We start from the raw sequence: 15623 nt of genomic DNA, 5'->3' as shown, positions 1-15623 counted from the left end.
CGACAAGGATAAAATTAGCAAATAAGGATGTAAATAACTAGAGTGATAGTGTTAAGTTTTGTAAATTATACATTCATGCTTTCACATTTAATGTCTCAAGATAGGCTGCGTCTTAAATATCCTGGTTTTAAAGACTACACTCTGCCTTTTGCTGTTTAAGCTACTGCAGTACTGTATATTTACAATAGCTTTACATTCGACTTAAGTGTTTTCATATAAAATTGAATGTATAAAAGTCATCAAAGGAGTGTCCTTTTTTTGAACAACCAGACAATAGCCCTGATCGATTTAGGGTCCAATTCCATTCAAATGGCCATTTACAATGTCAATGAGGATCTTCGGATATTTCATGAAGTAGAGCGGGTCAAGGTCGCAGCAAGGCTTATCAATCATTTAAATGAGCAGGGCTTTTTGACAGAGGAAGGCATCCAGCTTATCATCACCATCTTTAAGGAATTCCAGAAGAGAGCTGAAAAATACGGGACAGGCCGCATCACCGGCTATGCTACTGCTGTTATCCGCAATTCACTTAATCAAGAAGAGATTCTGGCTGAAATCGCTGCCCGGACGGACATTGCCATTTCTGTGATAAGCGGATATGAAGAAGCCCGCTACGGCTATCTAGGTGTGGTTAATTCAATGAATGCGGTTGAGGGGATCACTCTTGATATCGGCGGCGGAAGCACGGAAATTACCCTTTTCAGAAACAGGGAAATGGTTCATTATCACAGTTTTCAGTTTGGTGCTGTCAATCTTCATGAAGCCTATACTAAGGGAAAAAGAGTGACTGAGAATCAATTAACTCAATTGCGCCGCTATATTTTGGACAGCATCCAGACCCTTCCCTGGCTGAAAAACGCCGGCCTCCCCATTATCGGAATCGGCGGAAGCGCAAAAAACCTGTCCAGAATACATAACGCGAAATTTGGAGGTGCTGAATTGAAGCTCCATGAAATCAGCAGCATCTTCTCTGAGCTTTCCTCCTTGAATGTAGATGAGCGTTCAAAAGTAAAGGGGTTGTCCAAAAAAAGAAGAGATATCATTCTCCCAGCCATTGGGATTGTAAGCCAGATGATGGAAACTGTCCGGTCTCCCCATTTCGTTTATTGCGATAAAACGGTCAGGGACGGGATCATGTACAAAATGCTTGAAGAAAAGCAATAAACAGCTGCAGGCATTTCAATAACAGCAAAGGCCACCGTTTCGCTGCTTTAACAAAAGCAATTCTAAAGTCCAAAAGGCCCGGTCATCCCGGGCCTTTTCCTCTCTTCTTAATCAAATTTGAAATAATTTCTTTTAAGAAACCTCGGTTTAGCCATCAATTCTTCAAAAGTAAGCGATTTTTCAAGCTTTTTAGTATCTATTAAAAAGAGCTGGTCCTCGATCTCCTCTATGATCTTTTCTTCGTGATATACCATTCCGCACCCACTGCAGACAATGCAGGGTGTTTCTCTTATCTCAATCCCTTTTGTTCCATCAGGCAGTTCCCAAAAGACCGAAGCTGTCTGCCTTGCCGTTTCATCAGATGAGCACCAATCACAATTCATGATGGTTCCTCTCCCTTCTCCTGCTGTCCCCACTTCTTCATCTGCGCTTCAAATTTCTTATCTTTTAATTCATCGCGCTTTTCCCGTTTATCCTTGAGGGAATGGTGCCCCGGATCCTGCTGGTACTCTTCCCTGCGGTCCAGCCTCCTCAGGCCTTCAGGAACAAGATTGAACTGTGAATCATTCATGAGTGCCGATATTCCTGTATGGCTATTCTTCTGATCCATATCAGGATAAATTCTTTTAAAATAGTCCTCTGCTCTGCCCGGGACATAATTTTCGGGCTCAGGATAAGTGGTTATGACTCCCTCAAAATTGCGGAGCACTGTCTTTTCGGCGCTTTGGGATATCAAATAATTCGGCTGCAGTGCAATCTTCCCGCCGCCCCCAGGTGCATCGACCACAAAAGTAGGTACAGCATAGCCAGATGTATGCCCCCTCAGTCCTTCTATAATCTCCAGTCCTTTTGAAACAGGCGCCCTGAAATGGCCGATGCCTTCTGATAAATCGCACTGATAGATATAGTAAGGACGCACCCTGATCTTAACAAGGTCATGCATCAGTTTTTTCATGATCGGGACACTGTCATTGATGCCCGCCAGAATGACTGCCTGGTTGCCGACAGGCACTCCCGCATCGGCGAGCATTTCGCAGGCCTTTTTAGCTTCTTCGGTAATTTCAATGCTCGTATTGAAGTGAGTGTTCAGCCAGATCGGATGATATTTCTTTAAGATATTGCACAGATTCTCTGTTATTCTTTGGGGAAAAACGACCGGAGCCCTGGTACCGATCCTGATGATTTCCACATGATCGATTTCCCTCAGGTTTTTCAATATATATTCCAGGATTTTATCATTGATTAACAGTCCATCTCCTCCTGAGATGAGCACATCTCGGACTTCAGGTGTGTTCCTGATATAAGCTATCGCATCGTCCAGCTGCTTTTTAGGAACACCCATGCCGATCTGGCCGGAAAACCTTCGCCTTGTACAATAGCGGCAGTACATGGAGCATTGATTGGTGACAAGGAACAGCACCCGGTCAGGATAGCGGTGCGTCAATCCGGGCACAGGTGAATCTTCGTCTTCATGGAGGGGGTCTTCCAGGTCATATTTTGTTTTATGGATTTCCTGAGAAATCGGGACAGACTGCATCCTGACAGGACAGCGGGGATCATCCGGATTCATCAGGGATGCATAATATGGTGTAATATTCAATGGGATTGTTTTAGTGGAAATCTTTACGCCCTCTTCTTCCTCGGGCGTCAGATTGATGACTTTTTTCAAATCCTCCAGGTTTCTTATCGTGTTGGTGAGCTGCCAAAGCCAGTCATTCCATTGCTCTTCTGTTACATCCTTCCAAAGCTCTATATCCTTCCAATGGCGTTCTGCTTTATATAAGTCCAGCTTCATTTTCAATTCCTCCCAGCTAATGGTAAAGTTTGCAGCTTCCTTATACTGTATTACATGCAATTTCCATGCCAATTGTTAATCCTTATGCACAGCAGCACGAGCGGGAGAACAATAAAAAGAAATGCCGGTTATTCGGCATTTCCCAGTTGATGCTTATGAAGCTTATATTGAAGCGTCTGCCTCGGGATATTCAGGAGCCTGGCAGCCTGCAGGATATTCCCTCCTGTCCCGGCTATTGCAGCCTCAATGATCTCTTTTTCTGCTGCCTGCACACGCTCTTTTAAGGATAACGCCACTGTCCTGCTTCCGCTTTTGCTCCTCATCTGTTTCAGCATGGCCGGCAGATCCTCTTCAGTAAGCTCGCTTCCCTCAGAAACATTGACCATATACTCAATCGTATGCTTTAATTCTCTTACATTTCCCGGCCAGTGGTAGCTGCTGAAGAACTTTGCTGCTGTACTGCCGATCACTTTTACATTTTTCCCGAGCTTACGGTTAAAGGAATCAAGGAAATGGGACGCCAAAAGCCCGATATCTTCAGGCCTCTTTCGCAGAGGGATCAGTTCGAATGTAAACACATTGAGCCTGTAGTAAAGGTCATGCCGGAGGATCCCCTGCTCCATAGCCTCATGCGGGTGTATATTCATGGCCGCGATGATCCGGACATCAGTGGCTATGTTTCTGGATCCGCCGACACGCCGGACAGCACCGTCCTCAAGCACCCTCAAAAGCTTTGCCTGCAGCAGCGCCGGCATTGTATGGAGTTCATCGAGGAACAGCGTCCCCCCATCTGCCAGTTCAAACAGCCCGGGTCTTTCTACGGCTCCCGTATAACTCCCTTTCGCTGTACCGAAAAGGATTCCTTCAAGGAGCGTCTCAGGGATAGCAGCACAATTCTGTGCTATGAATGGTTTCTCCCTTCTGGCTGATGCATGGTGGATTCCCTGGACAAACAGCTCCTTGCCGCATCCGCTTTCCCCAAATACGAGGATGGGAGAAGAAGAGGCAGCAAGCTTTAAGGCTTCCATTTTCAGCTCTTTGAAGAGCCCATTTCCAGTCAGCAGATCATCCAGGGTATATACTGTGCTTCCTGCCGGCCGCAGGTTTTTTTCACTTGGCACGCTTGCTTTCTGAAGATCCAGGAGCCTTTCGGACAATATCTTCAGCCGGGAATAATCTTTAGCAATTTCTACAGCCCCTACTAGCTCTCCTTCCACAAAAATGGGAAGCGTGGTGTTCAGTGTTTCAATCCTCTTGCCATGGAGGTTGATATAGCTTTGGGACTGATCGTATATCGGCTGTTTTGTTTTCATTACCTGGAGCAGGGTGCTTGACTTCAAGCTCAGAGATGGAAAGCTTTCAAGCAGCGGCTTTCCAAGCACCTCATCCATACCCATGCCATCATGCAAAGCAGCAACTTCATTATAAAAAATAGTAATCCCGTTTATATCCACAGCATGAATGCCTTCGTCAATCCCCTTCAAAATCGCTGTAAGCACTTGTTCTTTCATACGTCCAACCCCCTTATTCATCTATATGAAAAGGTGCCGGAAAATTGTCAGTCTAGTGCCGGATTTTTGGCATCATGGCAAGATTTTTCACCCAGATATTCATATCCTCAAGCTTATCAAAGATAAAGCAATTATTGGCCAGCCTGCCCCTGTAGCTGTACCCAAGCTGATGAAGAGCTGCATTCATTCCATATGAAAGGCTTCTGGCGATGGAATAAGCGCAAAAGATGCCCTGGCAGGCCAGCTCTTCCTCAAGTTTGCCAATCAGTATTTTCATCAATCCATGCTTTCGGAAGTCAGGCAATGTGGCACAGTCTGTCAATTCTGCATTTCGGTAGAAAGAATTGATTTCTGCTGAGGCAGCGCTCACGATTTTCCCCTCGTGTTTCACTCCCATGAACATTGTGCCGTTTTCCATCGACTTTTCGATATACCGGGGGTCATCCATGGGAACGGGGTAAATTTGAAATACCGCCTTATACAGCTCAGCCAGTTCACGGGCATCTGCCGGCTTGAAGCGTACAAGCCGGCATGGAGGCTGAAGACTGGAATCATTCCCGGTTCTTTCGAGGCTGCGCACTTTCTCTGCGACCTCATCCTCATCAGCCCAGTGCGGATTGTTTCTCCTGCTGCTCTTATAATACTTGGACATGAAAAAAGCGTCAGAGCCTAAAAAATAGCCGTCGATCTTGCCTTCGGCCTGGAAGCCGTTCTCCAGATAAAAATCTGTCTCCTCTGCCCTGGCTTTAATTATCATTTTTTCTGCCTGGATCTCCTCTCTTAAACCGTATGCGAACGAAAGCGCACTTTTACGGTTTCCAAGGCAGTCATCCACTCTGATTCTCTTATTATACGGGTCAATGAAAACCTCGAGAGAAAAGTTGTCCTGCCTGATAATTCTTACTGATGACTGCTCCATAATCCTCCTCCTTTACAGAAAGGGGACCCTCTGACCGAGCGCCCCTTTTCTTAACAGCCGTACATGTTTGACGGTTATTCATATTTAATGCTGACAAGCTTAAGCTCTGTCATTTCTTCGACTGCATATTTAATTCCTTCCCGGCCGGTCCCGCTCAGTTTGACGCCGCCGTATGGCATATGATCCACACGGAAGGTTGGAAAATCATTGATCATCACGCCGCCGACTTCAAGCTCGCGTGCGGCCTTCAGCGCTGCATTGATATCCTTTGTGAAAATGCCTGCCTGGAGCCCATACTGGGAATCATTCACATAACCGATCGCTTCATCTATACCTGAGAAGCGGTTAATATGGACAACAGGGGCAAATGCCTCTTCACAGGAGATTTTCTGTTCTTTATCAACGTCCAGCAGAACTGTCGGCTGGAAAACAGAACCTTCCCCGCTTCCGCCGAGAGCTAGCTTTGCTCCCCCGTCCACAGCGGTTTTCACCCACGATTCTGCCCGTTCTGCATCATCGAGGGAGATCATGGCAGATACATCGGTCGTCTCATCAAGCGGGTCCCCTGCCTGGAGTCTGCCTGCTTCATGGACAAACCTTTCAGTAAATTCTTCAAAAATGGCCTCATGGACATAGATCCGCTGCACAGAAATGCAGACCTGGCCCTGAAAGGCATACGCTCCTGATACAATTCGCGGGACTGCCTTATCAAGGTCGGTATCTTTATCCACAATGACGGCTGAATTTGAACCCAGCTCGAGGGTCACCTTTTTCAGCCCGGCGTTTTCCCTGATATAAGTGCCTACTTCAGGGCTTCCCGTAAAAGTGATCATCTTGATCCTCTTGTCTGAGAGGAAGCTGTCGCCGATCGTTTTTCCGCTGCCGGAAATTACATTCAGTCCACCTGCAGGCAGCCCTGCACGATGGAAAATATCAGCAATCTTATAGGCGCTTAAAGGCGTCTGGCTCGCCGGCTTCAGGACAACTGTGTTGCCAGCCGCAATCGCCGGTCCGACTTTATGGGCAACGAGATTCATCGGGAAATTGAAGGGTGTAATCGCACCAATGACCCCCAGCGGCTCTTTTACCGTGTAGGCGAGCCTCCCCTCACCTCCAGGCGCCGCATCCATCGGGATGGTTTCACCGTACAGCCTTCTGGTTTCCTGTGCTGCAAATGCATATGTTGTGATAGTCCTTTCCACCTCTGTCCGTGCTGCTTTTATCGGCTTCGCGGCTTCACGCGAAATAATCCTTGCACACTCTTCTTTTTCATCCTTGAGTATTTGGACTGCATTCTCAAGAATTTCAGCCCTTTTATGCGCAGGCATTGCAGCCATCAATTTTGATGCTTTCTCTGCAGAAGCAATGGCTGCCTCTATTTCTTCGCTTCCAGCCGCCGCCACATCTGCCAGCTTCTCCTGATTATAAGGGCTTCTAAGCTCCCTGTATTCATTTCCGGGTTCAAAACTGCCATTGATCCATAAATCCTGCTTCATATCATTACCTCCTAAAGACAATGTAGCTTAAGTATAAATTCTTGAGCTGAAAAATCCCATCAATCGGCTTCCTCCGTAGACAAATGTCAGCTGCACCACTCCAAGATGCACTCGGCAATGATCTCCGCAGCATTGAACATATCATCCAGGGAGATGGATTCATCCGCATCATGGGCTGCCTCTGTAGTTCCCGGACCGAATACGATAACAGGCGTCCCGCCGGCCCCGGAAAGGATCCCGCCGTCTGTACCCCATGGAGATGCTTCTATTTTGGGCTTCTCCCCTGCCACTTTTTCAAAACTGGCTGACAGCACGCTCATCAGGGGATGGCCAATGTCCAGATTCCCAGGCTGCCATCTTCCTCCAAACCACTCGACCTTGCAGGGATTTTCAATGAACCAGCCATCTTTTTCAGATAAGGAGTTTAATACCGTTTCCAGCTCTTTTTCTGCCATCTTCATATCTTCTTCAGGAGCAACCCCTATCCTTCCCTCAATGACGGTGGTATCCGGTACAGAGGATGGCCACTCCCCGCTCGTGATTTTTCCGATATTGATCGGAATCGGGATAGGTATTCCCTTGTATAAAGGATCTGCAACCCGCTCATTTCTCGTTTTCTCGAGTTCCTGGAGAGAAGCTATCACTGCAATGGCCTTTTCAATCGCACTGATACCCTCATAGCGGGTGCCGCCATGTGCAGCACGGCCCTTGACTGTAATCCTGAACCACATAGAGCCCTGCTGCTTTGGAAAAAGCTTCATATTTGTCGGTTCAGGGATGATCGCTCCATCTGCTTTATAACCCCTGATCACAGCGGCAAGCGTCCCGGCCCCTCCGCTTTCTTCTTCTATAACACTCTGAAAAATGACATCTCCCTTCAATTCCTTCCCCGCCGCTATCAAGTACTCAAGCGCCAGCAGCAGGGATACTGTTCCGCCCTTCATGTCGGTCGCCCCCCTGCCATAAAGCCTCCCATCCTTTATTTGTCCGCTGTAGGGGTCATATTTCCAATCATCCCTGCTGCCCTCAGGAACCACATCGATATGGCCATTCAAAATGATGCTCCTGCCTCCACCGGTCCCCTTCCAGACTCCCACTACATTCGGGTTGCCGCTGAAGTCCTTTCTGTCAGAACAGAATAGGGGATGTGCGGGCAGCTCATCTTTGCCGATTTCCCATATATCCAGCTCGAGCCCCATTTCCCGGCACTTCTCAATGATCACAGCCTGGGCACCGGCCTCATTTCCCCTAGTACTTGGTTCCTGGACAAGCCTTTGGAGAAGCCTGATTCCTTTGGACCTGTTTTTGCTCAGCCACTCTTTTACGCTTCCATCACTCTCACTCAATAAAACCGCCTCCCCCGCCTGCTAAACTATTATTCTCAAATCCTCTGCCACCTGCAGCCTGCAGCCTGTCTTGCTCTTCACTTCCTCTATTGAATAGGGAGCAAACAGCTCCTTCAGGACCATTCCTGTTCCCTTAATTTCAAACACGGCCATTTCAGTTATGACGAGCGATGCACAGGAAGGCGATGTCAGCGGGAGTGTACAATGCTCAAGAATTTTCGGCATGCCATTTTTATCCGTCTGATTCATGACAACAATGACTCTCTTCGCTTTCTGTGCAAGCTCCATCGCCCCACCCATCCCAGGTACTTTCCTGCCGGGAACGATCCAGTTGGCCAGATCTCCCTTCCCGCTGACCTGCAGTGAGCCGAGAATAGTCAAATCAACCCTCCCGCGCCTGATCATCCCAAAAGCTATGGTACTGTCGCAATATGAAGCCCCCTTAACGCTGGTCACCGGAAAGCCGCCCGCATTGCAGAGATGGGGATCTTCCTGACCCTTAACAGGGCTTGGGCCCATCCCTGTTATGCCGTTTTCTGCATGAAACATAACACTTATGGATTCCGGCAGAAAATCAGGCACAAGGGAAGGAATGCCGATTCCTAAATTGACAATCATTCCGTCTCTGATTTCTTCCGCTGCCCTCCTGGCCATTTTTTTGCGTTTATCTATTCCCATGCCCATTTCCAGTTCACTCCCTTTGAAGGAACAATATAATCCACAAATACTCCTGGCGTCATGACCTCATCCGGATCAATAGCGCCTAAAGGGACGATTTCCTCCACCTCGGCAATCGTCTTATTCCCTGCCATGGCTGCCAGGGGGTTTGTATTCCGTGCACTTTTGTCATATATAAGATTGCCGAACGGATCCGCCTTTTTTGCATACACAATTGAGACGTCAGCTGTGATTGCCGTTTCAATTAGATATTCTGTCCCGCTGATAGTATGAGTTGCCTTCCCTGCTGAAACCATCTCATTTGATATGCCGATATCTGTCAATATTCCGGCAATGCCGGCACCTCCAGCCCTGATCCTTTCAGCAAGCGTTCCCTGGGGTGAGAACTCCACTTCGAGCTTGCCTTCATTCATCAGGCGGCCAGCCTCCGGGTTGGAGCCTATATGCGAGGCAATCAATTTTTTGACCCTCCCCAATGTAACAAGCCTTCCTGCGCCTATGTGGGGAAATCCGGCATCATTGCAGATAAGGGTGATATTTTTTGTCCCTTTTTCTATCAATTCCTCTATAAGGGTCGGCGGCGTGCCAATTCCTCCGAATCCTCCTGCGATTATGGACAGGCCATCATGAAAATCATTCATTGCCTTTGCTGCAGTCACAATTTTATTAAAGGAGCTGTTCATGAGCCTCCTCCCTTCAGGCTTTCCTGTTCAATGATTCTGTGGAATTCAGACAAAGCCCTGTCTAGGAGTGCTGCCAATTCGTCCAGCTCCTCCATGGTGATGTTCAAAGGAGGTGCAATGATGACCGCATCCCCATGTATGCCATCTATCCCTGAACCGGCGGGGTACAGCAGGATGCCCTGCTCCTGGGCAGCACTGACCAGCTTTTGTCCTGCCATCAGGGACCGGCTGAATGGATCCTTTGACACTTTGTCCTTAACCAGTTCTACACCAAGAAGCAGTCCCTTCCCCCTGATGTCGCCAATGAAGCTGTACTTCTTCTCCAGTCTTCGGAGATGGTCACTCAGGTACTTACCCTTCCTGACCACCTCTGGGATGATTTGCTCTTTTTCCAGATATTCAAGCACTGCCAGAGAAACAGCGCAAGATTGCGGATTGGCGCTCAATGTATGTCCGCTCATGATTGACTTTGTTCCTGCCATAATAGGCTCCATTATTTTGTCGGAGACTACAGCAGCTGCTATCGGTGCATAGCCTGCTCCCATGCCTTTGCCAAAAGCCGCTATATCAGGCTGGATCCCCCAGCTCTCACAGGCGAGCATCGTACCGGTCCGTCCAAATCCTGTCATCACTTCATCGGCTATGAATAATACATCATGTTTCTCGCAGATTTCTTTTATGACTTTATAGTAGCCGTCTGGAGGGGAAATTGCTCCTCCCGCTGCCCCGATGACCGGCTCTGCAATGAAAGCTGCAATCTGATCGGCTCCAATGCGTTTAATCGCCGTTTCGAGTTCTGCTGCGCACAGATGTCCGCATTGAGGCGCCTCCAGTCCATATGGACAGCGGTAGCAGTATGGCGGATGAACGGAAGGAAAATCCTCCAGGAGAGGGACAAATCTTGCCCTCCTCCCCGGATGGCCTGACATGGAAAGCGCTCCTAATGTGATGCCGTGATAGCTGACCCATCGGGATAAAATTTTTGTCTTTGTTCTTATCCCTTTTTCCTGCCAGTATTGGATGGCTATTTTCATCGCAGTTTCTGTGGCTTCTGAGCCGCTGTTCACAAAAAATGACCAATTCAGATCACCCGGCAAAGTTTCTGCTATTTTCCCGGCAAGGTTCTCAGCTGCTTCGCTGGTGAATTGGGATCTGTATACAAATGAAACCTTTTTAGCCTGTTCCATCATTGCCTGGATCACTTCTTCGTTTCCGTGACCGATGTTCGCTGTCACGGCTCCTGAACAGGCATCCAGATATTTCTTGCCTTCATTGTCATATAAGTAGATGCCTCTGCCCCGTTCAATCGTTGGATAATCGGCATCCAGCATAGGTTTTATCAAAAACGACGGCTGATTCAATGTCGCTTCCCCCATTCACTCACTGGTCTCGCGTGTGCTGCCCCGCTCGCTTCATTATATGAATGTCCACCGGGAATCTTTCTGAATAAATTCCCCGATCACCACTCTCATGCATCATTCCGGGCACCGGATGCCTGGCCAGTGCATATTGTTAACTGAACAGGAGGAGATGTAAAAATGCAGTATCATAGAAACATTCCTGCAGTTGTAAATATGATGGGCACTCAGCAAATGCAGTCGCCCGCCCCCGTTTTTCATTTTGACCCTTATGTTTATCAGACGCTTCAAAGTGTATTGGGCAGGAATCTCGTTGTCGAAACGGTGAAAGATACATTGCGGGGAAGACTGATGGATGTAAAGCCGGATCATATAGCTGTTAAGTCTGGAGATGAAATCTTCTTTATCAGAATTGCACAGATTGTGACAATCATGCCCGATTGAGATGTAAACAGGAAGCCATGTTAAGTGCATGGCTTCTTTATTTATTTTTAATTTCAGGATGGACATGTCATTTAAATTCTCCATCGGGGGTAAGAATAGAAAAAGATTACAGTGTTCAGATACAAAGGAGGAATTGAAATGGGCCTGGAAAAAGTCATGATTGCAGCCAGTTTATTTCTATTCTTGATTGCGGGATGCGGAACACCTTCCTATTACACATATGAGGGGAAAAGCAAGAACTGGGACGGCGAGATGGAAATAAAGGCAGATGAAACAATCAGCGAGGCCACAATCACTCTTAAACTGATGTATGACGGTAAAGAAATCCAGGAAGAAAAAGAGCTTGTCTTTTGGGTTTCACTTCCCGGCCATTCTAAAGCAGCCTATCAAACCGATTTTTCAAGCAAAGAAGAATCATCTGTAGAACATGTTTTTGAACACGTCAAATTCCCTGCTGACATTGAAGAGAATTTTACCGTTCTGATCAATCTGGATGGCAAACAAGAAAGACTTCAGCTCACTATGAAATAAGAGAAAAAAACCTGCTGCAGATTTTTTTCTGAATTTCGCTAATTTTTGCAGAGTCCCCCTCTAAAACCTGCTATAATTTTCTATATTGGCAGTCTTTTGATCTATGAGCCTGAAAAGGTCTTTTTACCTAGAGGGGAGCGTTCATCATGAAAAAAGTGATTTCATATTTTAAAACGATCAGAGGGAAGATCAATCTATCCTTTGGAATATTGCTGGTCGTCATTGCTGCGCTATCTGCAGGGTCTATTTTGAGCATTCACAATCTGAAAAAAGAAACGAATTATATCATCGGGCATGATATGGAATTCCACAAACAGCTCCAGCAAATGTCCAAAGCCTACTCAGATATTGAAACAGGGGAACGCGGTTTTGTTATCACAGGCTCGGAGTCGTTTCTTGCTTCATATGGAAATGGCAAAAATATGGTTGATAACAATCTGAAGACGCTCAAGGAATTGAGTGCCGGCAGCAAAGCAAGAATGAAAAAGATCACTGAAATTGAAAATACATACAAAGAATGGCTCGTCTGGATTGATACTGTGATTGAAACACGCAGGGATTTTTCAAAAGAAGAGGCTTCCCAGCTTGTTGAATCAGCAAAGGGCAAAGAAACAATGGATAAGCTGAAGAGCCAGATTCAGTCTTTTGAGGAAGATGAGCTGAAGGCTTCTGAAGAAAGGATTGCTCATCTGAACAGCCAGGTGTCAGCTGCACAGACTGGCACCATGGTACTTGCCGTTGCGGCACTTCTGCTTTCGGCACTGTTTGGATTTACTTTATCCAGAAATATTAAACGGAGCTCAAGTGCAATCAGCTTATCCATGATTGAGATCGCCCAGGCTGGCGGAGATCTGACGAAAAGGATCGAGGTAAAGTCCAAAGATGAGCTGGCAAAGCTGGCTTCTGATGCCAATATGCTGATAGAAGGAATTGCGGGGCTGGTAAGGGAAGTATCCTCCCTGGCCGACAATGTTTCATCCAGCAGCCAGGAGCTGTATGCTTCCAGCGAGGAAACATCCAAAACAATTTCACAGATCGCTGCCAGTGCAGGCCAGATAGCCAGCGGTTCAGAAGAAACCAATAGTAAAATGTCTGCTTCCCTTATCGCAATGGAAAAGCTCAATCAGGCATCAGCATCCCTCCAGGAGAGTGCGGATTCGGTCAGCTCAGCTTCTCAATCCATGCAGATGGCTGCAGACGAGGGGCAGCAGAATGTCCAGCTCGCTTCTGACAAAATCAGATTGATTGAAAAGAGGATGCAGCAGAATACAGTGCTGATCGAAGCACTTGGAAGAAAATCGGCTGATATCAATTCCATTATCAGCACAATTTCAGATATCGCCGATCAGACAGGCCTCCTTTCACTTAATGCAGCCATTGAAGCTGCCCGGGCCGGAGAATCAGGCAAAGGATTTGCTGTGGTAGCCGATGAAGTCAGGAAGCTGGCCGAGCAGTCCCAGCAGGCGGGCAAGCAAGTGACGCTTATCGTCGGCTCCATCCAGGAGGAAATCGCAAAGATCATTGCCGGAAATCAGCAAGGTGCAGAGGAAGTAAAACAGGGCGTCATCATTTCCGAGTCAACGAATACTTCGCTTAAGAAAATCAGGGTCAAGGCTGAGGAAACAGCCGGACATATTGAAAAGATGGCTTCTGAGATAACTGCTTCCCGAAGCCTGGCAGAAGAAGTCACAGCCGCATTTGATTCAGTTTCAGCGATTGCCAGGGAAACAGCAGCCAGCACTGACTCTTCCGCTGCTGCAGCTGAGGAAGGTTCTGCTGCAATGTCCCAGATAGCCGGCTCCTCGGAACAGCTGTCAAGGCAGGCAGAGCAGCTGAGGGCTTTGGTCTCAAAATTCAAAATCTGAATATGCGAAAAGAAAAGGATTGCCGCAGAGGCAATCCTTTCCTTTTTACCATTTACCGTAGCAGCTTGCGCCGATGATAATCAACAGAATGAACAGAACAACTATTAACGCAAACCCTGCATAGCCGCCTTGCGCGCCTGCAACCGGATATGCCGGATATCCATATCCTCCGCTATAGCATGGATCGCACCCGTAGCCTGAGTACCCATAATTCATTTCGAATCACTCCTCGTTTTCTCTGTTTCTCTTTCCATACACCATATGTATTAGGTACTTGACCCGTATGTGCATTCGCCCATATTATTCATAAAACTAACTCTCCATGCCCAAACCTGATTAAAAACTCTTTTAAGATAACATTCATTGAGTTATTATAAAAAGAAAAGTGGAGGCGACTGTTCCAAAAGGAACGCAGGGCTAAGAACGCCACGTCCTGTGGCAACGCCTGCATGACCCACATCCTGTGGGCCTCAAGCATAAGACGCAAAAGAATAAAAGGCGTTCTTTGCCTTTAATTCTTTTGTGGCTTATGACTCGAGCACCTAGGAGCCGGAACTGGACAAAAAGAAAAGTGGAGGGCGCTTGCTCACGTATAAGCATAGGACACACGGGGCCAGCCGGAGCAGGATAGTATGAAAAAGTAAAATCGACCATCAGGGGGAACTTGAGACACCGATGAAGAAGAAAAGAAGATTAATGGCTGTTATCTCACTGATTTTGGCGGCAGTCTCTCTTTGGAGTCTGCAGATTTTCTCAAGGGCGGACGAAGCAGAGGCGACAGTCTATGAAAAATTGGCACAAAATGAAGATATCCGTTATATGATCATCGGAGACAGCATCGGCAGGGGCTCAGGAGCCGAAAAGAAGGAGCTTACCTGGTTTGCCCAGCTTGAGGAGCTGCTAAAGGCAAAGTTCCACAATGATTATAAAAGAGTTTCAGTCGTCCAAAGCGGTGCAACTGCTTTTGAAGGTATATACAAGCTGCAGCATACAGAACATCAGGGAAGCATCGACCTGATTTTTCTTGTATTCGGGGAAAATGACCGCAAGTATATGACAGAACAGGATTTTTCCTATTTTTATGAAATGCTTCTCAGAAAAGCGAAAACGAAATATCCCGCAAGCGAAATAATTACCATTACGGAAAGTCCGCTGGACAACGAACTTTTTACGAATGAAATCAAGAGAATATCGGACCATTATCACGCAAAAAATGTGAATATGAGAGATGTATTTAAAAAGTCAGGTCTCGCAGATGAACAATTGACCAAAGATCTGATCCATCCAAATGGAATAGGCTATAAATTTTATGCTGAAGAGCTTTTTACTGTCATCAGCTCACTTACAGAAGCCAACCCTGCTATTGCTTCACTGGTATCACCCATCCACGATGCTGCCGATTTTTCCATGGACAGAAAAAGCTATGCCCGAAAGATGGAAGGGGATTTCCGGTATCAAAACGGATTTCTGAAAAGCTCAGCGAAGGGCAGTTTCCTGGAATATGAATTTAAAGGCACCTTTGTGGGTGTAAATGTATTGAGGAGTAACGAAGGCGGCATGCTGGATGTCTTTATAGACGGCCAGTATTATACCACCCTTTCCACCTGGTGGCCATTTGAGAGAAAAAGGGCGCTATATGCAGCAAGCGGGCTGCCTGACGGACCGCATACCATTAGATTTGTCGTGAAGGGCGAACAGAGCCTCCAGAGTCTATTGACCTACTCGTCTGTCAGCATATCCTCGATAATCGTGCCGGAAAAACAATAAAGAGCACTGGGCTGCCATGCGGCAGTTTTTTTTTGCGGAGGAAACAATTGTAAAGGAGAAAATAAA

The 15623-nt window shown here is 47.0% G+C and carries 15 protein-coding genes and 1 pseudogene; 6 read left to right on the top strand and 10 right to left on the bottom strand.

All coding sequences use genetic code 11. The features are described from left to right. Positions 1 to 258: 258 nt before the first annotated feature. Positions 259 to 1164: a Ppx/GppA phosphatase family protein gene (locus Q9R36_RS08595; protein ID WP_022544088.1), complete on the top strand. Its 906-nt coding sequence runs from the start codon at positions 259 to 261 to the stop codon at positions 1162 to 1164. A 107-nt stretch (positions 1165 to 1271) separates the two neighbouring features. Here the strand turns inward: Q9R36_RS08595 and Q9R36_RS08590 are convergent, their stop codons facing one another. The 9 genes from Q9R36_RS08590 to Q9R36_RS08550 all read right to left on the bottom strand — a co-directional run bounded on the left by Q9R36_RS08590 (position 1272) and on the right by Q9R36_RS08550 (position 10968). Further along, positions 1272 to 1547 (bottom strand): YokU family protein, encoded by a 276-nt coding sequence (locus tag Q9R36_RS08590; RefSeq protein ID WP_009795460.1) that lies wholly within the window; start codon positions 1545 to 1547, stop codon positions 1272 to 1274. Continuing rightward, positions 1544 to 2959 carry a lysine 2,3-aminomutase gene (gene kamA / locus Q9R36_RS08585; protein WP_022544089.1) on the bottom strand — a complete coding sequence of 472 codons (1416 nt, stop codon included), beginning with the start codon at positions 2957 to 2959 and terminating at the stop codon, positions 1544 to 1546. Before kamA ends, Q9R36_RS08590 begins: the two co-directional genes overlap by 4 nt. A gap of 128 nt (positions 2960 to 3087) precedes the next feature. Next, positions 3088 to 4470, bottom strand: a complete 1383-nt coding sequence (locus Q9R36_RS08580; RefSeq protein WP_009795458.1) for a sigma-54 interaction domain-containing protein — start codon at positions 4468 to 4470, stop codon at positions 3088 to 3090. 52 nt (positions 4471 to 4522) lie between these two features. Continuing rightward, the gene (ablB, locus tag Q9R36_RS08575; protein ID WP_094767220.1) at positions 4523 to 5389 is read right to left on the bottom strand and encodes a putative beta-lysine N-acetyltransferase; all 867 of its coding nucleotides are present in this window, start codon (positions 5387 to 5389) and stop codon (positions 4523 to 4525) included. 74 nt (positions 5390 to 5463) lie between these two features. Continuing rightward, a complete protein-coding gene (locus Q9R36_RS08570; protein ID WP_311224921.1) occupies positions 5464 to 6885 on the bottom strand; it encodes an aldehyde dehydrogenase family protein in 1422 nt (473 codons plus the stop codon). A gap of 86 nt (positions 6886 to 6971) precedes the next feature. Then, complete coding sequence (locus Q9R36_RS08565) at positions 6972 to 8231, bottom strand: peptidase (RefSeq protein WP_311224920.1); 1260 nt, start codon at positions 8229 to 8231, stop codon at positions 6972 to 6974. Positions 8232 to 8252: 21 nt separating this feature from the next. Beyond that, positions 8253 to 8915, bottom strand: a complete 663-nt coding sequence (locus Q9R36_RS08560) for a 3-oxoacid CoA-transferase subunit B (protein WP_009795454.1) — start codon at positions 8913 to 8915, stop codon at positions 8253 to 8255. Beyond that, complete coding sequence (locus Q9R36_RS08555; RefSeq protein ID WP_094767218.1) at positions 8900 to 9592, bottom strand: CoA transferase subunit A; 693 nt, start codon at positions 9590 to 9592, stop codon at positions 8900 to 8902. The genes Q9R36_RS08560 and Q9R36_RS08555 overlap by 16 nt, the downstream gene beginning before the upstream one ends. Continuing rightward, positions 9589 to 10968 (bottom strand): aspartate aminotransferase family protein, encoded by a 1380-nt coding sequence (locus Q9R36_RS08550; RefSeq protein ID WP_094767217.1) that lies wholly within the window; start codon positions 10966 to 10968, stop codon positions 9589 to 9591. The genes Q9R36_RS08555 and Q9R36_RS08550 overlap by 4 nt, the downstream gene beginning before the upstream one ends. Before the next feature lie 162 nt (positions 10969 to 11130). Here Q9R36_RS08550 and Q9R36_RS08545 point away from each other — a divergent pair, with 162 nt between their 5' ends. The 4 genes and pseudogenes from Q9R36_RS08545 to Q9R36_RS26125 all read left to right on the top strand — a co-directional run bounded on the left by Q9R36_RS08545 (position 11131) and on the right by Q9R36_RS26125 (position 13790). Continuing rightward, positions 11131 to 11394, top strand: a complete 264-nt coding sequence (locus Q9R36_RS08545) for a YuzF family protein (RefSeq protein WP_396137107.1) — start codon at positions 11131 to 11133, stop codon at positions 11392 to 11394. A 138-nt stretch (positions 11395 to 11532) separates the two neighbouring features. Beyond that, positions 11533 to 11925, top strand: coding sequence for a hypothetical protein (locus tag Q9R36_RS08540; RefSeq protein ID WP_022544091.1), 393 nt, complete (start codon positions 11533 to 11535; stop codon positions 11923 to 11925). A gap of 146 nt (positions 11926 to 12071) precedes the next feature. Beyond that, positions 12072 to 12815: pseudogene (locus tag Q9R36_RS26130) on the top strand (CHASE3 domain-containing protein); the annotation flags it as partial. Positions 12816 to 12839: 24 nt separating this feature from the next. After that, the gene (locus Q9R36_RS26125; protein ID WP_396137110.1) at positions 12840 to 13790 is read left to right on the top strand and encodes a methyl-accepting chemotaxis protein; all 951 of its coding nucleotides are present in this window, start codon (positions 12840 to 12842) and stop codon (positions 13788 to 13790) included. 45 nt (positions 13791 to 13835) lie between these two features. On the opposite strand, the gene Q9R36_RS08530 is transcribed toward Q9R36_RS26125, so the two are convergent. Continuing rightward, positions 13836 to 14006 carry a YjcZ family sporulation protein gene (locus tag Q9R36_RS08530; protein WP_009795448.1) on the bottom strand — a complete coding sequence of 57 codons (171 nt, stop codon included), beginning with the start codon at positions 14004 to 14006 and terminating at the stop codon, positions 13836 to 13838. Between the two features lie 459 nt (positions 14007 to 14465). On the opposite strand from Q9R36_RS08530, the gene Q9R36_RS08525 reads away from it, so the two are divergent. Beyond that, complete coding sequence (locus Q9R36_RS08525; protein WP_224952013.1) at positions 14466 to 15557, top strand: SGNH/GDSL hydrolase family protein; 1092 nt, start codon at positions 14466 to 14468, stop codon at positions 15555 to 15557. Positions 15558 to 15623: the final 66 nt, after the last annotated feature.

Origin of the sequence: Bacillus sp. AG4(2022) (assembly GCF_031844465.1) — a bacterium.
Classification (GTDB): Bacteria; Bacillota; Bacilli; order Bacillales; family Cytobacillaceae; genus Bacillus_AB; species Bacillus_AB infantis.
Note: the sequence above shows the minus strand (reverse complement) of the source record. Positions and strands in the feature narration are given on the sequence as shown.